General features: G+C 59.1%; 14 protein-coding genes and 1 pseudogene. 13 read left to right on the top strand and 2 right to left on the bottom strand.

Annotated elements, in window-relative coordinates; genetic code table 11:
* Positions 1-395 precede the first annotated feature (395 nt).
* The 13 genes and pseudogenes from HB780_RS12320 to HB780_RS12260 all read left to right on the top strand — a co-directional run bounded on the left by HB780_RS12320 (position 396) and on the right by HB780_RS12260 (position 17011).
* Positions 396-2384, top strand: coding sequence for a methyl-accepting chemotaxis protein (locus HB780_RS12320; RefSeq protein ID WP_183688087.1), 1989 nt, complete (start codon positions 396-398; stop codon positions 2382-2384).
* Positions 2384-2863: a chemotaxis protein CheW gene (locus tag HB780_RS12315; protein WP_183688085.1), complete on the top strand. Its 480-nt coding sequence runs from the start codon at positions 2384-2386 to the stop codon at positions 2861-2863. Before HB780_RS12320 ends, HB780_RS12315 begins: the two co-directional genes overlap by 1 nt.
* 246 nt (positions 2864-3109) lie before the next feature.
* Positions 3110-5254, top strand: a complete 2145-nt coding sequence (locus HB780_RS12310) for a putative bifunctional diguanylate cyclase/phosphodiesterase (RefSeq protein ID WP_286202934.1) — start codon at positions 3110-3112, stop codon at positions 5252-5254.
* Positions 5255-5282: 28 nt separating this feature from the next.
* Positions 5283-6539, top strand: a complete 1257-nt coding sequence (locus tag HB780_RS12305) for an ABC transporter substrate-binding protein (RefSeq protein WP_183688083.1) — start codon at positions 5283-5285, stop codon at positions 6537-6539.
* A gap of 190 nt (positions 6540-6729) precedes the next feature.
* A pseudogene (locus HB780_RS12300) lies at positions 6730-7053 on the top strand (carbohydrate-binding protein); the annotation flags it as partial.
* 17 nt (positions 7054-7070) lie between these two features.
* Positions 7071-9326 carry an MGH1-like glycoside hydrolase domain-containing protein gene (locus tag HB780_RS12295; RefSeq protein WP_183688081.1) on the top strand — a complete coding sequence of 752 codons (2256 nt, stop codon included), beginning with the start codon at positions 7071-7073 and terminating at the stop codon, positions 9324-9326.
* Positions 9327-9682: 356 nt separating this feature from the next.
* Positions 9683-10759, top strand: a complete 1077-nt coding sequence (locus HB780_RS12290) for an ABC transporter substrate-binding protein (protein ID WP_183688079.1) — start codon at positions 9683-9685, stop codon at positions 10757-10759.
* Complete coding sequence (locus tag HB780_RS12285; RefSeq protein ID WP_183688077.1) at positions 10749-11663, top strand: ABC transporter permease; 915 nt, start codon at positions 10749-10751, stop codon at positions 11661-11663. The genes HB780_RS12290 and HB780_RS12285 overlap by 11 nt, the downstream gene beginning before the upstream one ends.
* 10 nt (positions 11664-11673) lie before the next feature.
* A complete protein-coding gene (locus tag HB780_RS12280) occupies positions 11674-12453 on the top strand; it encodes an ABC transporter permease (RefSeq protein WP_183689705.1) in 780 nt (259 codons plus the stop codon).
* Positions 12440-13489 carry an ABC transporter ATP-binding protein gene (locus HB780_RS12275; RefSeq protein WP_183688075.1) on the top strand — a complete coding sequence of 350 codons (1050 nt, stop codon included), beginning with the start codon at positions 12440-12442 and terminating at the stop codon, positions 13487-13489. The genes HB780_RS12280 and HB780_RS12275 overlap by 14 nt, the downstream gene beginning before the upstream one ends.
* Positions 13490-13491: 2 nt before the next feature.
* Positions 13492-14088, top strand: coding sequence for a cysteine hydrolase family protein (locus tag HB780_RS12270; RefSeq protein WP_183688073.1), 597 nt, complete (start codon positions 13492-13494; stop codon positions 14086-14088).
* A gap of 52 nt (positions 14089-14140) precedes the next feature.
* A complete protein-coding gene (locus tag HB780_RS12265; RefSeq protein WP_183688071.1) occupies positions 14141-14629 on the top strand; it encodes a MarR family winged helix-turn-helix transcriptional regulator in 489 nt (162 codons plus the stop codon).
* Between the two features lie 39 nt (positions 14630-14668).
* Positions 14669-17011 carry a beta-glucosidase family protein gene (locus HB780_RS12260; protein WP_183688069.1) on the top strand — a complete coding sequence of 781 codons (2343 nt, stop codon included), beginning with the start codon at positions 14669-14671 and terminating at the stop codon, positions 17009-17011.
* A gap of 303 nt (positions 17012-17314) precedes the next feature.
* Here HB780_RS12260 and HB780_RS12255 read toward each other — a convergent pair whose 3' ends face one another.
* Both HB780_RS12255 and HB780_RS12250 read right to left on the bottom strand, forming a co-directional pair.
* On the bottom strand, positions 17315-18940 hold the full coding sequence (locus tag HB780_RS12255) for a GMC family oxidoreductase (RefSeq protein WP_183688067.1): 1626 nt from the start codon (positions 18938-18940) through the stop codon (positions 17315-17317).
* Positions 18937-20466, bottom strand: coding sequence for an FGGY-family carbohydrate kinase (locus tag HB780_RS12250; protein ID WP_183688065.1), 1530 nt, complete (start codon positions 20464-20466; stop codon positions 18937-18939). Before HB780_RS12250 ends, HB780_RS12255 begins: the two co-directional genes overlap by 4 nt.
* Positions 20467-20498: the final 32 nt, after the last annotated feature.

The raw sequence follows: 20498 nt of genomic DNA, 5'->3' as shown, positions 1-20498 counted from the left end.
CTTGTCGAGTGAGGCTCCTTAAGAGCTGACGAACGGCATATATTTATCCGAAATACGCAATTCTATCCTAAGTGCGCGGCGTTCATATGTTCCAAGGCGTCCAGAATTTTTAGATAGCAGTTTATTAAAGAAATTCGGCTTAGCTGTAGTGCGCAAGTTTGCTGCAGTGAATAGTTTTACGGCGGCGCCAGCGACAAGAACTGCATCTGCAGTATAGCGCGCGCATTATGATTGCATGATGCAATCAATCCTCAAAAATGATGCTTACATTCAGGATGGCTCATTCGATCTATTCTGAATTTCCTCGGCCCATCGGTCGGGTTCATTGGTGTGTCTGTGAAGGTCCTAATTTCTGGAAGAGCAACATCGCCTTTTTATGGAATGCAGGAGAATATATGAATTTCCTCAGGAATCTCAGGCTTCAGGCCAAACTCGGTTTGATGCTTGCAATATTTGCATCGCTGACAATTGCTTCGGTCTTCTTCGCAACAGCCAAGATGCATGTCATTGAAGCGGGATACAGCAGCGCCAGCGAGCATCAGGCAGAGGCCGCCCTCAATCTGTCCGGCGCGGGACGCGCGCTCGTTGCCGCTGGAAGATCCATTGCCGGCCTGACGATAGCCCCCGACGATGATAGGCGTAACGACGCTCTCGGGGAGATTACAGAGTCAAAGAAAGACTTCGTGGAGCAGATTAATGCCGCGAAAAGTGCTTATCCAAAAAATGCCGATGCGTATGAAGCGATTGCAAGCCAAGCTTCGGCACTGTTTTCCGAGGCTTGTGCCGTCTCCACCAAGCTTGGCGAAACAGCGACGTCGACGGCAGACCTCGCCGCCGCACAGGCCAGCTATATGTTGAGTTGCGAACCTGCATTCGATCCGGTCATCGAGGCCATTGACGGTATGACGCAGGCCGCCGAAGGCGAGAAGATCAAGATCAACGAGGACCTTACCGAGCTGGCGAATAGCGCCATCTTGACCACGTATTGGATGATCCTTGGCGGCCTGGCCATATTCAGCATCAGCGCTTTCCTCGTGGTCCGCAGCGCAGTGGCAAAGCCCCTGGTCGGGATCACCAGGACGATTGAGCGGCTCGCGAACGGTGACCTCACCGTTTCGCCACAGGGTACCGCGCGTCTTGACGAGATCGGTTTGATAGCCCGCGCCGTGCAGGTGTTCAAGGATAATGCATTGAGGACACGCGAGCTTGAAGCCGAGGCTGCGGCTACGCGACAATCCAGCGAACAGGAACTTCTTCGCAGTAGTATTGAAGCCAAAAGGATTGCGGAAGAGGAGATGCAGCATGCGTCATCCGGTCTCGCTCTTGGCTTGAAGCGACTGGCCGCCGGCGATGTTTCGTTCGAGTTGACAGAGCCTTTTGCCGCGGATTTCGAATCTCTTCGCCATGACCTCAACGCGGCGGTCGCCCAGCTCAGCGGAACCTTGCGCTCGGTTGCCCAGTCGACCAATTCGATCGATAACGGAACACGCGAGATCAGCCGGAGCGCCGAGGATCTGTCGAAACGGACCGAGCAACAGGCAGCCTCGCTTGAGGAGACGGCCGCAGCGCTCGATCAGATCACCGCCAATGTTTCGAACTCCTCCAAGCGTGCCGACGAAGCGCGTGCGGTGGCCGTCCAGGCTAATACAAGTGCTGCGCAGTCGGGCAAGGTCGTTGCCAATGCTGTCGATGCCATGCAGCGCATCGAGCAGTCCTCAAAACAGATCTCCAGCATCATCGGCGTCATTGACGAGATCGCTTTCCAGACCAACCTTCTGGCGCTGAACGCCGGCGTGGAGGCGGCCCGTGCGGGCGAAGCGGGCAGGGGGTTTGCCGTCGTCGCACAGGAAGTGCGGGAACTCGCCCAGCGTTCCGCCAAGGCTGCCAAGGAGATCAAGGATCTGATCAGCACCTCCACCAGCGAGGTGGAAAGTGGTGTCAAACTGGTACGAGATACGGGTGGGGCACTGAGGACGATCGAGGAATACGTCGTCACGATCAACCATCATATGGACGCGATCGCCACCTCCGCGCGGGAGCAGTCGACCGGGCTTGCCGAGGTCAACACGGCGGTCAATCAGATGGATCAGGTCACCCAGCGGAATGCCGCCATGGTGGAAGAGACCAATGCGGCCAGCGCATCACTTGCCAATGAAGCGGGGCGCCTGCACGAGCTGATCTCCCAGTTCAACTTTGGTGGAGAGGACAACAAGGTGCCGCGCGCGGCAGTGCGTCGCCCGATCGCCCCCGTGAAGGGTTCTCCCGTCCAGGCTCTCCCCGATCATAAGCCCGTGGCTTCTCCAGCGCGTAGAATGGTCGCCGACGTTGCCAGAGCCTATGGCGGTGCGGCAGTCGCGGTGAAGGAAAGCTGGGAGGAGTTTTAATGAGCGCGCTTCATCAAAATACCCAACGTAGCGGCGAGACGCTGGAGATCATCGCCTTTCGGCTCAACGACCAGGAATTCTGCGTCAAGACCACATCCATCCGTGAGATTCGCGGATGGGCTGTTGCAACGCCGATACCCCACGCACCGGCTGATGTCGTCGGTGTGATGAACCTGCGCGGTGCCGTGATCCCGATCATCGACCTTGCCTTGAAACTCGGCATGAAAAGCATCGCGCCAACAGAACGCAGCGCTATCGTCGTCGCCGAGATCAATGGCGCGGCGATGGGGCTCGTTGTCGACAGCGTTTCTGACATTCTGACGATTGATGCAGCGCTGCTCCAACCGGTACCCAATATGAACGTGCCCGGCGGCACCGGCTATTCCGACGGCATCATCGCCCAGCACGACAGCATGATCTGTTTTCTGAACCTCGAACGCATGTTCGGGCAGGACGGTGAGGGAGATCTGGCCGCTTAGAGCGACTGGAAGCTTTGGCACTCCTGCCACGGGAAATCGGCTTAATCCATGCATGACGCGATCAGCAGTCAAGCCCGTGAGAGGGAAAGCTGCCCGTTGGTAAAATCAGGTGCAAGTCGACCAGATGGCGGCAAGACATTGGAACGGACTATGCGCAATGGAACATAGCGAAGCTGCGCGCGACGAACATGTAAGGGAGCGCCGAACAACTGCCTGGATGCGAGCGTCTACGAGGAATTCGACGATATGATGCTGAAACTGCCAAACCCGCTGACCAAAACGCAATATTCAGTCGAAAGATATATCAGATCCATAGGGCGACACTATCTCAACGCCGTCGTGGTTATGACATTTCTCATAGGGGCCACATATCTAACGGTCATGATCGCCCTTGATCGTCATTCCCTGCAGCAGAACATCAGCTTTCTCACCAGTAGTCAGTTTATCCGGTTTCAGCAGCTCGCCAATCAGACGCGGGCACTGATGCGGGCCTCGGCAGATTCCAATTTGCCGGATTACATCATCGCGCCGATGGTCGAGGACATCCGCGGGGCCATTACTGAAATTCGAACCATGAGCGGCCAGCTAGAGGAATTGCACCATAGGATCGGGCAGAATTTCCTCGAGGAGCTCAATCCTCGCGACGAGACCTCAGAGGAGTTGCGTGTTGAGCTTAGTGGGCGACTTGACGACTTTCTTGATCGTGCCGCCCGGGTGGCCGCAGCTTCGAAAGAAGATCGTCGGCAACGCTATACCTTCTGGGGTCCAATCGACTTTGCCGTTTCGTCGGACAGCGTCCTGATCCGCCAATTCAGCGACCTTATTGACCGCGCTCACAACCGCAGCGACATCAGCATTGATAACGCCAAGAAGATCATGTCCGCCCTTCTCGCATTGATAGCCGGAACGCTAATCCTGGCGAGCACATTTCTCTTCAGTCCACTGTTGAAGAAATTGCGCAACGAACACCGTCGGACGATGGATTTCGAGAACCAATTGACGCAACTTGCGCATACCGACCCCCTCACCGGGCTCGACAATCGATCAGCATTTAATAGCGCTATCGGTAATTTGTTCAGTGGTTTGAAGACGAAAGAAGCTGGGTTTTCCATGCTCGTTATAGACCTTGATCGCTTCAAAAACATCAACGACAGCTTTGGACATCCTGCCGGGGACGCAGTGTTGCGCCATGTCGCAACCGCACTCCAGAACACCTTCCGTTCGAGCGATGTTGTCGCGCGTCTCGGCGGCGACGAGTTCGCCGTGCTTCTGCCCGGGATTGTCGATGCAGCATCGCTCGCGATGGTCGCCAATCGCGCTATCGAAGCGATTGCAGTGGAGGTTCTGTTCGAGGGGCACACCTTTCAGATATCGGCCAGCATCGGCGGCGCTCTTGTACCAATTCATGCGACGGACGAGCCAAGCCTTATTCGCATCGCCGACCTTGCACTCTACGCAGCGAAGAGCGCACGCAGCACCGTTGTCATCTTCGACGAAGCATCGCTTGCGCTGCGGCTGGAGGCGAACCAACTATCCGCTGCTTTGGTTGTCGCGGCGGATCGCAACGAATTCATTGTGCACTACCAGCCGAAGGTCAGCCTGTTGACCGGTGAGCATCTCGGCTTCGAGGCACTTGTGCGCTGGCGTCACCCCGAACTCGGCATACTTGCCCCGGGCCGTTTCCTGCCGCTGATGGAAGGATCGCATCTCATTCGTGGCATGACCCGCGCGGTGGTAGCGATCGTCAGTCATGATCTCAGGGCATGGAAAGACGCGGGGCTTATACCCGGGCCGATCGCCATCAACCTGCCCGAGGCCTTGCTGGTCGGCGAGGAAGGTTACGAGATGCTCGCGGGTGCAATTCGCGAGAACGGGCTCGATTGGCGCGACTTCGCGGTGGAGGTGACCGAGGACGTCTTTATCAATCGCAGCGCCGACCAGATCCTCGGGACGGTGACGCGCTTCCGCGAACACGGCCTGTCGATCTCGCTCGACGACTTTGGGACCGGATTTGCCTCATTGGTGCATCTGCGAGATTTTCCCTTTGACGAACTGAAGATCGATCGCAGCTTCGTCGCCAACATCGGTACCGACATCCGGTCCGAGCAGATCATTCGCGCCATGGTCGATCTATCCCGTAACCTTGGCAAGCGCTGTGTCGCCGAAGGCATCGAAACCGACATTCAGCGGCGCTTTCTCTTAAGCGCCGGCTGCGAGATCGGCCAGGGCTATCTATTCGCCAAGCCGCAGCCTGCTGCCAGAGCAGGCGCGCACCTACCGAAGAGGTTCACCGGTTCTAAAAAGAGTGTTGCGGCGAGGTCAGATATCGGCCGCACCACCGGATGGTTGACGGGAAGCCAACCACTCAATCCCTCAGAAACAGTGGGTTGATTTTTCTCATGCCCAAGGAAAGACGGCAATGAAGCGTACGTTCAAACGGTTAAGTTTTGCAGCAGCCATCGTGCTTGCGAACCTGTGCCAAGGTCAGCCGGCGGCTGCCGATCAAGCGATGGCGGTTGACGTCGTGCATTTTTGGGTCTCGCGGAGTGAGGCGGCGGCGCTCGACGTCTTCAGGCAGGCATGGATCGCGGGCGGCAACCAATGGGCCGATATGCCGACCAAGAACAAGGTGGAAGTCCAGAGGGTCGTGAGCGAGCGTATCGCAAATGGCTACGCGCCAGCGGTTATGCAGTGGAACGCCAATGAGGGCTCACGCGAACTTCCGGAAATGGGGATTGTGCGGGACATCGACCAGGTGGCTCAGGCAGACCATTGGCGCGACGTTCTCCCCGCCACTGTGCTCGACCGCATCAGCTACAAGGGCAAGATCTATTTTGCACCGACCAATATCCATGCGGAAAACTGGTTTTGGACAAGTCCGGCTGTCTTCCATGAGGTCGGTCTATCGCCACCACAAACCTGGGACGAGATTTTTGCGGCCGCCGACAAGATCAAGGCGAATGGTCGCCTGCCTATTGCTCTCGGTGGAGGTCGCTGGGAGGCGTCGCTGATTTTCAACGACATCATGTATTATAAGCTGGGTGCGGAGGGGTATGCCCGGGTCATCAGTGGTGACCCGGAGATGGTTGCCGATCCCCGGATGATCGAGGCGCTGGCGATGTTGCGCCGTCTGTCTCAATATGCCGAGCCTGCGGCAGTGCGAGCGAACAAGACATGGGCAGACGCCGCTGCGGCTGTTGGGCGGGGCGAGGCCGGCATGCAGTTCATGGGAGACTGGGTCAAGGGCGAGCTCGTGGCCCGCGGCTACACGGTCGACAAGGATTTCGGTTGTAGTCTGGTGCCAGGCACCGCGATCGCTTACTTCATGGTGATCGACGCTTTCGCCTTTCCGTTGACCAACCGCGAAGGAGCCGCAGAGGCACAGCAGGCTTTTGCGCGCATGGTACTGGATCGAGACAATCAGGTCGCCTTCAGTCGCATTAAGGGTTCCCTCCCGGTACGCACCGACGTTGATCCAGGCAGCCTCGATCGCTGCGGCCAGCTTGGTCTGCAGATGATCGCTGAGAAGAAGAGCGTGGTCAGCGCTCAGTCCATGGCGATGCCCACGCAAATGTCGGAGGGTTGGATCGGTATCCTTGGCGATTTCTTCAACGATTCGAATATGTCCCCGCAAACAGCGCAACAGCGACTTCATGAGGTTGTTATGCAACGTTAAAGCGCAAGCGCGGCACCACGGCAAAGAGCGCGCCTATGGGGTGATGTCATAACGATTGGCTTGTCGATCGGGCCGGTTAACTCGCCGAACATCATCCACAAGAACCATCGCCTCTCTTCTTTGCCGCGATCCGGCAGTTTGAAGGCGGGTGATGTCTCGCCAATTCTGCATGGTGATGTCTCGACGTCGGGAAACGCAGAGCTTTGCCGATTTCTCCGGCGCCTGCATCTCCCGGCTGACCTTCGAAATTGGCGATGGAGCCGATTGGCTCCTCGAATTGTCTGGAGCCGATACCGTGGTCGCCGCGCGGTTAGACGACGCGTAAAGCGATCGCCGAGGCTGGCGGCCCTACCGGTCTGCCTTGGGGCAGTTGATGCGTGGCGTCCATTCGCTGGAACTGCATGTCGCCAACATCGCCGCAAATCGTTATTACAACAACACTCCCCATCTTGGCGACAGTCTCGGCAAGAGTGGATTGACTGCCGCACCGAAGCTCATACCGTTGCTAAACTGACCGGAAACCATAGAGCCATGCCACAACATTCGACGATCCCCTTGATGCGTGCCTGGAACAGCTGGTCCAACAGACCGGCGGAAATGGTTTTCCTGCCGCTCGGCGTTCGGATCACGCCGATCCTGTATTCTACCCGCAGCAAGACGACCTCCGCGATCGAGCCACGCCGCGATACCGTTCGGCTGGGACGTCACACGATCGACGGCTCGTTGATCGAGCTGGAGACAGATCACAGCGGCACGACCGTGGCTTTTTCGACGACGAAGACCGATCCCTTTGCCGTTCGCGGCAGTTGGGACGGCAAGGTGTCGGCCGAATGGGGGCTGCGCTTCTGGCTGACGCTTGCGATCTCTTCCGATGGCGGTGAGATCGCTATCCACGATGCAGGGAGAAACGTCACCCTCGTGAAGATTGGCACCCGGTTTGTGGCGGTCGCGACCGCTGAGGCACCGGTGCATGTAACCGGGCATGACACGATCGAAGCCTTGCGCGCGGATTTCGAGGAGAATGGCTACTTTTATACCGCCACCCGCAAAAACGAGGCACCGGTCATCGCCTTGCGCTTCAACCTCGAAATGATGCGCAGGGGCGCCTATGCCGCAGGTGTTGCCGACAGTGCGGAGCTTGCCATTGCGAAGGCACAGGCCTGCCTTGCCGCCGGAGCACCCGCCGATATCTCCGATGCGCAGACCGGCTTGTTCGAAGGCTCACTCGACGCGATGCGTGACGTGGTGGCCTGGAACACCATCTGGGACGAAACCAACGCGCGTCCGTACACGGCGGTGACGCGGATCTGGAACCTCGGGAAATTTGCCGTCTGGTTCAACGACCAGATCTTCGCAGCACTTCTCGCTGGCGTGTTCGATGCGGATCTGGCGCGCGAGAACATGGCGACGGCAATGGCGAGTGCTACGCCGCAGGGCAACATTGCCTGCATCGTCACCTCCAACGATGCATGGGTCGATCGCACCCAGCTGCCGTTCGGCGCGCTGGTTGTCTGGCAGCTCTACCAGCGAACCGGCGAACGTTCGATGATCCAGGCGAGCTATGATGCGCTGGTGCGCAATCGGCGTTGGTGGCAGGAAAATCGCGATCCTGACGGCTTTGGTCTGCTCTCCTGTGGCACATCGGATGTTGGCGAAGGACTCTATAAAGGCACAGCCTTTGCGGCTCGCAACGAAACCGGCATGGACAACTCCGCCACCCATGACGAGGCGGTTTACGATCCCGTCACCCGCACTTTGTCGACCTTCGACCTTGGCCTCAACTGTGCAGCGGCGCTTGACGCCGAAATGTTGTCGAAGATGGCCGCCGTGATCGGCAAGCATGACGATGCGCGCGAATTCGCAGCACTGGCCGAGCGCAGCCGCACACTCATCTCAGAAACGTTGTGGGACGAAAGCCGTGGCATCTTCGCCAACCGCCAGCGTCGTGGTGGCTTCGTGCGGTCCCTGTCTCCGACCAGCTTCTATCCACTGCTCTGCGGTGCGGCGACGCCGGCGCAGGCAGCTCGCCTCCTCGAGCATCTGAGCGACGCGAGCACCTTTGGCGGCGACTGCGTGCTTCCGAATGCGACGCGCGACGATCCTGCCTTCGCCGACAATGTCTACTGGCGCGGACGCATCTGGCCGAATGTCAATTACATGGTCTGGCTCGGTCTGCGCCGTTACGGCTTTATTGCGGAAGCGAGCAAGCTTGCCAGCCAGAGCTACGACCTCTTCATGAAGTCCTGGCGGCAGGATCGCATCGCCTCTGAAAACTACAACGCGGTGACCGGCGAGGCCATGGATCAGGGCGATACCGACCCGTTCTATATCTGGGCCGCCATGTTGCCGCTGATGGCGACCGGCGAGAGTGTGGAGTTCGATCCGTGGACGGGCTGGACCGTGCGCAACATCGGGCAGGATATCGTCCTCGGACCGATGGTGTCGCCCTCGGGAGCGCTGCGTCTAAGCGTCGAAGCCGGGAATCTTGTGATGACGCTAAACGAGCGCACGACGCTGAAGACCGATCTGCGGACCACGCTCTCTCGCATCACGATCGCAGAGGGGCGGTTTGCCTGCACTATCGCGCCAACCTCCGAAAGTGGCCACATCGAGCTGCCGGGCGTCAACATTCAGAGCATCTTTGTCGTCCGTCTGGATGGGGAGAGTGTCGGCTTCGTTGCATCGCAGGAAGGTATACGTATCACGGTTGCCGAAAGCGCCCGGGATCGCCAGCTCGAAGTGTCTTTCTCCCCGTGCGACCCTCTGCCGATGCAAGGTATCGCTTGACAGGTATCGCTTCCTCAATAATAGTTTGTGTACAAATAAAAAAACTACAAGACTGATGCTAAAATCAGAGGGTTGAACTGGAGGCTTGCCTACGATCAAATGACGTAGGTGGGAGGTTATTGGAGTTACGCGCTACTTTTTTTGTTGTTAAATGATGTTCCGCCATATGCGGTGCAGGCTTTTGCTCGCCCAAAAAAGCGTATTTCAAGTGCTGGACCACCTCTGATTATAGTTTGCATACAAACAATTTGATGTGCTTACGACACGTCATCTGTTTTCGGCCTAGCCGATCCGTTGAGGTCGCTGACTGCGGTCACGATCATCCATAACTGTGTATGTTCAAGAGGGGTACAACAATGACTGAACTCACCAGACGCAACACGATGAAGTTGATGTCCGCAGCGCTTGCCGCTGGCGTCAGCTTCTCCATCCTGCCGCGCAAGGCATTTTCCGCTGGCTCCATCACGGTGCTGAACTGGCAGGGCTATGGCACGGATGAAGCGTGGTCCATCAAGGCTTTCACCGAGAAGACCGGCATTGCAGTCGTTCACGACTACTATAGCTCCGAATCGGAAATGCTGACCAAGCTGCGCACCAATCCCGGCGCCTACGACCTCGTTGTTCTCAACGCCGCGCGTTGCGCCCAGGCCGCTTCCGAGGACCTGCTTCAGCCGATCGATTTCAGCAAGGTTCCGAACGCTGCAACCGTCGATGAAGCCCTGCGTTCCAATCCGAACTTCAGCAAGGACGGCAAGGGTTTTGCAGTGCCGTGGGTTTGGGGCATGACCTCACTGGCGATCCGCGAAGGCATGCCGGTTCCAGACAGCTACGCCGTTCTGGCTGATCCCGCCTACAAGGGCCGCGTTGCCATGGACGACGATCCCATCATCAACATCGGCGTCGGCGCGCTGATGAGCGGCCAGGACATCAACGATCCTAAGGATCTCGCCGCTGTAAAGACTGCGCTGAAGTCGATCAAGCCGAACGTCAAGCTGTTGTGGTCCACGGAAGATCAGTGGAACAAGTCGTTCGCCGCCAAGGAATTCGATCTGTCGCTCTTCTGGTCTGGCGGTTCGGTGCGCTCCAAGCGCAATTCGAAGCTTCCGGTTCAGTTCGTCGTTCCCAAGGAAGGCGGCATCGGTTGGGTCGACGGTCTCGGTATCCCGGCATCGGCTCCGAATGCAGAAGGCGCCCTTGCTTTCGCCAACTGGATGATCGATCCGGTATTCTACGTCGAATGGGCAACGAAAGTGGGTGCACCGGCTTCGTCGAACTCGGCCGCTCTTGCTGCGCTGCCGGCCGACGATCTCAGCCGCCAGGTGCACAAGCCTGAATATCTGAAGACGATGGGCATCATGTCGGCTCTGCCGGACGATCGCCGCGAAGCCTTCAACAATGCGTGGCAGGAAGTGAAAGCCTTCTATGCAGAATGATCAACTGACATCGGCGTCAGAGCGCGGACCTTCGGGTCCGCGCAGCCGGTGGACGCTTCCGTCATGGATTTCGACGACTGCTCTGCTGCTTCCGACGTACGGGTGGTTGACGCTTGCAGTGTTCCTGCCGCTGCTGACCATGTTCGTGTTCAGCTTCATGTCGGCAACCCCGATGGGCAAAGCCCCTATCGTCTTTACGCTGAAACAGTACCGCGCCTTCATCGATCAACCCTATCTGGTCGGTATCGGTATCACGTCGCTGCTGATTGGCTTCTGGACAACGCTGTTTTGCGCCGTACTCGGCTTTCTCGCCGCCGTCGCGCTGGTCCGCTCAACCTTCGGCAAGACGCGTGAAATGCTGCTGATCCTGGTCCTTTTGCCCTTCTGGACCAACGGTCTTGTGCGCGTCTTTTCCTGGACGATGGTGCTCAGGGAAAACGGCTTCCTCGACAACCTGCTGCATATGATTGCGCCCGACGCCGGATCGATCGGCTTTCTCTACACGCGCTATGCCATCGTGGTCGGTCTTGTTCACGGCTATCTGCCGTACATGATCCTGACCTGTTATATCGCCCTGGTGGCTATCGACGACGCGATCATAGAGGCTGCATCGAGCCTCGGCGCGCGGTGGTGGACCATTCTGTTCAAGATTTTGGTGCCGCTCGCGGCTCCCGGCCTGATTTCCGGGTCCGTCCTGATCTTCATCCCTGTCATTGGTTCGTTCATGGAGCCGCGCATCCTGGGTGGTCGTGTCGGCGTCACCATGGGAACGGTGATCGAGGACCAGTTCACGCAGGCCTTCAACTGGCCGCTGGGTGCATCGTTGTCCTTTACGCTGCTCGCCGTCGTACTCGCTATTTTCGCAACCTTCTCCGGCGTGCTGCGCCGTGGCACGGCAGCTTGAGGAGAGGATGATGAAACCGCTTGGACGTATCTATCTCGTCGCTATTTTGATCTTCCTCTACACGCCCATTCTCGTGATGATGGCGATGGGGTTCAACGCATCGCCGCTCTACGAACTGCCGTTCAGCTTTTCGCTGCAGTGGTATCAGGCGCTGTGGAGCAACACTGTGCTTCTGACCGCCGGCCTGAACAGCATCATCATTGCCACGATCACGGCTGTGCTGGCGACGACGCTCGGAACCATGGCCTCGGTGGCGCTGTCGCGCAGGACATTCCGCGGCAAGAGCCTGCTGCAACTGATGCTGCTGCCGCCTATCGCCATCCCATGGCTGATCACCGGCACGGCAATGCTGATCTTCTTCTACTGGAGCGGCATCGGGCGCGGCATGCACGCCTTGCTGATCGGACACGTCGCACTCGCCATCCCCTACGTGGTTCTAGTGGTCGGCACTGGTTTCCGGACCATTCGTTCCGATCTGGAAGAAGCAGCGATGAGCCTTGGCTCTACGCCAGTGCACGCCTTCTTCTCGGTGACGCTGCCGCTGCTCTATCCGAGTATTCTGGGCGCTGCGCTGTTCGCCTTCGCGGTATCGCTCGACCAGTTCGTGATTTCCTACTTTCTCGCAACGCCCGGCTACACCACGCTGCCGGTGCAGATCTACTCCTCGATCCGCAAGGGCTTCACCCCCGAAATCAATGCAATCTCGACCGTGCTTCTGCTCGGCTCGATGACGATCATCCTGATTTTCGCGCGCTTCGCCAAGCCCGGAGACACCCGTGACAAACGTTAAAGTCGATTCCGTCGCCAAGACCTATGGCACCACGCCCGTCCTCGCCGACATCAGCGTCGAGTTTCCGGAAGGCTCCTTCACCAGCCTTCTCGGACCGTCGGGTTCCGGCAAGACCACGCTTCTGCGCATCATCGCGGGCTTCATCAAGCCGGATCAGGGCGTGGTTACGATCGGCAGCAAGGATGTGACAGACATTCCAGTCTGGGGCCGGAACATTGGCATGATGTTCCAGTCCTACGCGCTGTTTCCGCATATGACGATCGCCCAGAACGTTGCGTTCGGCCTCGAACGGCGCGGCATCAAGGGTGCGGCAGCCCGCAAGGAAGTCGACCGCGCGCTGGAGATGGTGCGTCTTCCGGGCTTTGGCGAGCGTACGCCCAAGCAGCTTTCCGGCGGCCAGCAGCAGCGCGTGGCGCTGGCGCGCGCCATCGTCATCAAGCCGAGCGTGCTGCTCCTCGACGAGCCGCTGTCTGCGCTCGATCGGCGTCTCCGTCAGGAGATGCAGGTCGAATTGCTGCGCATCCAGCGCGAAAGCGGGCTGACCACGATCTTCGTGACCCACGACCAGGAAGAAGCATTGACGCTGTCCGACAAGGTGGCCATCCTCGACAAGGGCCGTATCGTCCAGATAGGCGAGCCGGAAACGGTGTATGAGCGACCGCTGACGCGCTTTGCGGCGGAATTCCTCGGCGATTCGAATTTCCTCAGCGGTACGGTCGATAACGGCGCCGTCCGCCTCGGCGATGGCGCGGTCGTCAGGACCACGGGGACGCTGCCCGCCAATGGCTCGAAGGTCACGCTGGCCGTCCGCCCGGAAAAGATGTCGATTGCATCCGGACCGACGGATGGCAACAGCCTGACCGCTCGCATCACTACCGTCATCTATGCCGGGCCGGTGTTGTCCTATCTCCTGGAGACCCCGGATGGCCTGCCGCTCAAGCTGTTTGCGCAGAACCGCGACGGTAAGGTTTTGAGCGATGGCGACACCATTACCTTGAGTTGGTCTCCGGAACATTCGGTTCCGGTGGCGAACTGATCATGGTAACCGCGCCCTTCTCGAACAACACGCTGCATGTCGTCATCGACATGCAGCGGCTCTTTGCTGAGGAAACGGCGTGGCGCACGCCGGCGCTTGCGGAGATACTTCCGAACGTGCTGGCGCTCTGCAAAGCGAGGCCATCCGATACGGTCTTTGCCCGCTTTATCGTTTCGCAAAACGCGGAGAGCGCCAAGGGCCGGTGGAAGAATTACTATCGTCGCTGGGCGGCTGTGACGGTTGATGAATTGGACATTGCGATGCTCGATCTCGTCGCGGAGCTTGCGGCGATCGCTGGCCCTGGCTCCATCATCGACAAGGAGACCTATTCGGTTTTCGGAGCGCCCGGTTTTGCGGAGCGATTGCAAGCAGCAGGTATCGACACGCTGATCTTTTCGGGCGTCGAGACTGACGTCTGCGTCTACGCAAGCGTTCTCGATGCCGTCGATGCCGGCTATCGCGTCATTCTCGCAGAAGACGCATTGGCAAGCGGCGACAGGACCGCGCATTCGGTCATTCTGGAAATTTTGGCGCCAAGGCTTTCCGAGCAGATTGAAATTTTGTCGACCGAAGCCATCCTGAATCTATGGCGATCATAAATCTTGCGGCGGTGCTGCTCGGAGAGGCGAACAGCGAAATTTGGGAGATCCGATGGACGTTCCGTTCAAAGACAAAGCCGGTTTGCCGACAGCTGCATCTTCATCGACTGCCCATGAGAAAGGCCAGCAAGTCGAATACGCTCTTGACGAGCAGATCGGTTTCTACCTGCGACAGGCCAACCAGCGTCATGTGGCAATCTTCGCAAGCCTGATGGCGGAGAGGCTGACCACCACCCAATGGGCAGCGCTGGTCAAGCTCAAGGATCTTCAGCCCTGTTCGCAGGGCAATCTTGGCCGCGAGACGGCGATGGATATGGCGACCATCAAAGGCGTCGTCGATCGCCTCGTCAAGCGCGGACTTGTTCATACTGCGCCGGATGTGGCCGATGCGCGGCGTCTGGTCTTGCGGCTGACGACCGAAGGCGAGGCGACGGTGGCGCGCAATTTGTCGATCGCGCTTGAGATTTCGCAGGAAACGGTAAGCACCCTGACGCTTGCAGAGCGCATGATGCTGATCGAGTTGCTTCAGAAGATCTGCTGAGCGGCCCTCGGCTGCAGCTTAGAACCCGAAAGACTAATCATGTTTCAGCCCAGCGACGACGAAATCAAGTCGATCATCGGCCGAATGACGGTTGACGAAAAGGTCGATCTCCTTAGTGGACGCGGCCTTTGGAAAACAGCCGGGATCGAAAGACTTGGGATTCCATCGATCGTTATGACCGATGGCGCTTATGGCGTTCGCTACTCGACCACACAGATCGACGCCGGCGACAGCGACGAGGACAGCCTGCAGGCATTCCTGCAGCTCGTCGAACAACAGGCTGACGCATCAGGCGGCATGTTCGGCACGACCCGGCCTGCTACGTGCTTTCCAAACGGCAACCTGCTCGGCTGCTCCTGGGATGTCGATCTAGCCTATCGCATGGGGGCCGCATTGGCGGCGGAATGCCAGAATTTCGGCGTTCATCTGCTGCTCGGCCCCGGCATCAACATCAGGCGCACCCCGCTGGCCGGCCGCGCGTACGAATATTTTTCCGAAGACCCCGTCATCAGCGGCGATCTGGCGGCAGCTGTCATCTCGGGTCTGCAGGACAATGGAGTCGGTGCCTCACTGAAGCATTTTGCCTGCAACAATTCCGAGATGGAGCGAACCACGACCAGCTCCGACGTCGATGAAAGGGCGCTCCGCGAAATCTATCTGGCTGGCTTCGAGCGCGCGATAGCAAAGAGTGCGCCCTGGACCGTCATGAGTTCCTACAACCTGCTGAACGGCGTCCAGGCTGCCGAAAGCCGGTGGCTCCTCACCACTGTCTTGCGGGAAGAATGGGGTTATGACGGGCTTGTCGTGTCGGACTGGCACGCGATCAAAGACCGTGGCGCGGCGCTTCTTGCCGGGACGGATCTCGATATGCCGGAGAGCCAACCGCGCAAGACGCGTCTGCGCGCGGCGATCGAAGCCTGTAATTTGCCCCAGGAAACGGTGGACGCAGCCTGTGCGAAGGTGCTGGAACTCTTGCGCAAGTGCAAGACCCATGAGCGGCTTCACACCGCCACCGATCTGGAGGAACATCATGCCCTGTCACGGGTGATCGCAGCGGAATCTATCGTGCTGTTGCGCAACGAACGCAAAGTGCTGCCGATTGACCCCAAAAAAACGAGGCGGCTTCTCATCGTGGGCGATGGCGCCGTTCTGCCCGTCATCCAGGGTTCCGGTTCCGCCACGACCAACCCCTATCGCGTCGATAGTCCTTTCGCCCAGATTACCGAACGAACAGGGGCAGACTTCAACGTACAGCACCTGCCATTCGCATCTGCCGCCAACGTCGAGATGGAGGCGTCGATCAACGCGATTGTCGAGGCAGCATCGAAAGCGGATGCGACGGTGGTGTTTGCGGAAAACGAGAAGAGCCGGCACGGCGAGGGCAACGATCGCGATACGCTAAAACTGGCCGCCAGCCACGATGCTCTCATCCATGCGCTGGCTGCAGCCGGTCGCAAGGTTGTCGTCGTGCTCTCCATGCCGGATGCCGTCGAAATGCCCTGGCTCGGCGACGTCGATGCGGTGCTGGCCGGCTTCTATACCGGGCAGGGCGGTGGCGAAGCGATTGCCCGCATTCTGTTCGGCGAGCAGAACCCATGCGGCAAGCTGTCTGCCAGCATGCCCGCGCGGATACAGGACATTCCCGGCTGGCACACCTATCCCGGCGAACAGGGGCGCCATCTCTACAGCGAAAGCATCTTCGTCGGATACCGCTACTACGATCTCAAGGCCATCGCCCCGGCGTTCCCGTTCGGGCATGGCCTCAGCTACACGACATTCAGCTATGAGAATCTCGTGATCAATGCACAGGAGATCGCGCCGGGCGTGGCCTGTACGGCGAGCGTCACCATACGCAACACGGGATCGGTCGCGGGCAAGGAAATCGTTCAGCTTTACGTCCGTCCGCTCAAACCCGGCCTGAAGCGCCCAGTCCGTGAACTAAAAGCCTTCGTCAAACTGCATCTGGAACCCGGTGAAGCGAAGACGGTGACGCTTGCGCTCGTTGAGCGCGACTTCCAATATTTCGACGCCGCCCGTTCCGCGTGGGTGCTGGATGCGGAAGCTTTCGTCATAGAAGCGGGGGCATCGTCGCGTGATATCCGTCAGGAGGTCACTTTGCCATGCCGGTCGGAGCGCCGAGCACTGCCTGTGCTTTTGCCCAACTCACCGACGGCGCTGGTGTTTGCCCATCCGAAGGCCGAGGCCGCTCTCGTCGCCTTCTTTGTCGCCAAGCTTTCAATCACCGGCGCGGAAGCCACGGCGCTTCTTACGAAGACCAAGGGCTCTTTCCTCGGCTTCTACGACACGTTGAGCTGGTACGTCGGTGATAGTGTTCGGGAGACGGATATCGCCGAAATCTTTGCAGGGTTGAACAAGGTTTAGGTGCTGTATCCGCTGGAATGACAGCCATATCGCGTTTCCGCTCTTGGATGTTTAGTCCCCTACATCACGGCCGCCCAGCAGCAAGATGTTGCGAATGGCGGTAACGGTGACGTCGCGGTTTTGCTGGATTTCTTCGGGCACCTGATCCTGTGTCTGCCAGGTCAACTGAATCGCCCGCCATTCTCATTGTCAGTTTCTCGAGGATCAGCCGTTCTCTCAAGAGTTTGTCCGGTTTTCAGGATGCCTCAGTTCGGTGATTACCTCATGCGGGTGCCTGCTGTCGCTTGGGCATATGCCGGGATCTCACACTTGATTGACAATCATCTCGGCGGCCTTCTCGGCGATCATGATGACCGGCGAATTCGTGTTGCCTGAAACGATATTCGGTATGATCGAAGCATCAACGACCCTCAGTCCGCCAATGCCGTGTACGCGCAGCCGGGCGTCGACAACCGCGCTTTCGTCGCTGCCCATTTTGCAGGTGCCGACAGGGTGGAAAATCGTCGTCGCAATGTCGCCAGCCCTTCGGATCAGTTCTTCGTCGCTCTGGAACTCCGTGCCTGGCAGCATTTCCTTTGGGGCGAAGGCTGAGATCGAGCTTGTCTGCATGAGACTGCGGGCATGGCGGATCGACTTGGCCGCTATGATGCGATCTCGGCTGGCCGATAGGTAATTCGGCTTTATGTCCGGTGTGGCCGCGACGTTCGGACCACTTACGTGAACTGTTCCCCTGCTCTCCGGACGGAGGTTGCAAACGGATACGGTCACGGCCGGATAACGATGCAGCGGCTCGCCCAGCCTGTCGGCGCTGAGGGGCTGGACGTGATATTCAAGGTCTGCCGTCGCCAGGGATGGATCGCTCTTTGCAAAGATGCCGAGCTGGCTCGGCGCCATGGAAAGCGGGCCGGAGCGGCGAAAGGCGTATTCAAGCCCCATGCCTGCGCGGGCAAAGAGGCTGTGGTAGAGCTGGTTAAGCGTCCTTGCGCCCTCGATGCGGAAGACCGTGCGGATCTGCAGATGATCCTGCAAATTCTCGCCGACGCCGGGCAGCGAATGAGCCACGTCGATGCCCGCGGCCTGCAATACGCCAGGCCCGCCGATCCCCGAGATTTCCAATATCTTTGGCGAGTTGATCGCTCCGGCCGAGAGAATGATTTCACCTCCGGCACGCGCGGCATGAAGCTTGCCATTCATTCGAAACCGGACGCCGGTGGCCCGGAGGCCATCGAGCTGAAGTTTTTCTGTTTCCGCACCGGTCAGGACCCTGAGATTGGGTCTTTTCATTGCCGGGCGCAGGAAGGCCTTGGTGGTGTTCCAGCGCACTCCGCCGCGCTGATTGACCTCAAAATAGCCCGACCCCTCATTGTCGCCGCCGTTGAAATCATCCGTCTTCGGGATGCCGAGTTCCGCCGCTGCCTCCCGGAAGGCATCGAGGATCGGCCAGGAAAGGCGCTGTCGCTCGACACGCCATTCCCCGCCTTCCCCATGCATGGCCGATTTTCCTCGGTAATTGTCTTCCGACTTGAGAAAATACGGCAGCACATCGTCCCAGCCCCATCCGGCATTGCCCGCCTGCCGCCATCCATCATAGTCGGCAGCTTGCCCGCGCATGTAGATCATCCCGTTGATCGAGGAACAGCCACCGAGCAGCTTTCCACGCGGATAAGGAAGCGATCGGCCGTTGAGCCCGGGTTCGGCGGCGGTCTTCATCATCCAATCCGTGCGCGGATTACCCATGCAGAAGAGATAACCGATCGGGATATGCACCCAGTGATATCGATCGCTGCCACCCGCCTCGAGCAACAGGACGCGGTTTGCCGGATTTGCGGAGAGACGGTTGGCCAGCACGCAGCCGGCCGACCCCGCTCCGACGATGATGAAGTCGTAGGAACCGGCATCAATGACCGCCTCGTTTGGAGATTCGCTCATTTCACGGCTCCTGCTACCTGTTCGGCCCCTGAGGCAAGGCGCCGCCAGATCGGGGCCATCGCCTCGGCGATATCCCGGTAAAGGCCGTAACGCCGTTCATAGTGGCCTTCCAGGCGCCGGTTCGGAGCGTAGTTGCGCTCCATCCGCACCATCGAGGCCGCGCCTGCGGCAAAGTCCGCGAAGATACCGGCACCTGTTCCTGCCGTGATCGCCGCCCCGAGCGCCCCGGTCTCGCGCGAGCGCGCGATCGACACAGGCAGGCCCAGAACGTCGGCAAATATCTGCGGCCAGATCAAGCTTCGGGAACCGCCGCCTGAAAGCACCGCTTCGTCGAAGACGGCTCCTGCCCTGCGCATTGTCTCTATGTGCTCACGGTGACCGAAAGCGACGCCTTCAAGGACGGCGCGCACGAGATGCCCCTTGGTATGCCAACCGGCAACGCCATAAAAGCCGGCGCGGGCATTGCCGTTCTGCTGCGCGCCATAGAGGAAGGGATGGTAGAGCGGGTCATCCGTAGCCGGCTCAATAGTGGCGGCGAGCTCGCCGCAGACATCGAAGGGTGAGCGACCATCCGTCGGAGTGTCGGAAAAGAATTCGCGCACCAGCCATTCAAGATTTGCCGCCGAGGTGGCGCTTGACTCGATCGCCATATAGCGTTCCCGGTCGAAGGTGGAGGACATGAAAACCGGGCTGTTTAGATGCGGCTTGTCGATGATAACCTGGTTAATGCTCCAGGTTCCGGCGATGATCGAGGCGGCACCCGTCCGGGTGACACCCGAGCCGATGGCGGAAGCAATCACGTCAAACAGTCCACCGACGACCGGCGTCCCGGCGGCAAGCCCGGTTTGACTGGCGGCCTCCTCTGTGATCCGTCCCGCGATATCGGCGCTTTCGATCAACGGCGGCAGAAGTTCCATGCAGTCGCCGAGACCATAAGCCTCCATCAATGTCCGATCGTAACGGCGATCGGCGACATGCAGCAAGCCGCAGCCGGTCATGTCGGACACCTCGCTGACGCGAGTACCGGTCAAGCGGTTGACGATGAAATCCTTGCACAGGAAAATCGTGCCGACCTTGGCAAAGGTCTCCGGCCGGTGCCGTTTCAGCCAGGCAAGCAATGTCGGCGTCTGCGATGGCCACGGCCGCTGTTGGCCAATGGGATAGGTGAGGTCGCCAACGCCTTGCGCCTGCCATTCCTCGACGAGAGCAGCTGCTCGCGTATCCAGAGATTGAATACCGAGCAACGGCTGCCCGTCACGGTCCAGCGCGTAAAGTCCGTTTCCGTGACCTGCACAGCCAACGGCGACAATATCCCCGGGTCGGATCCCCGCCTGCTCGATGCAGGTGCGGATGACTTTGTGAGCATTCGCCCAGAGTTCGTCGAGCCCGCGTTCCACATGCCCGGGGCACGGCATCCGGCTGTGACCCTCTGCCGCCGCCGCCGCGATTTCGTTGCCCTCCCGGTCGAAGATGATCGCCTTGATGACGGTGTTGCCGGCATCGAGCCCCAATAGATATTCTGCCATGCCGTACCCCTCCCAAGGCTCCCGTCTTCATT

Origin of the sequence: Rhizobium lusitanum (assembly GCF_014189535.1) — a bacterium.
Taxonomy (GTDB): Bacteria; Pseudomonadota; Alphaproteobacteria; order Rhizobiales; family Rhizobiaceae; genus Rhizobium; species Rhizobium lusitanum_C.
This window is presented reverse-complemented; position numbering and strand designations above follow the sequence as displayed.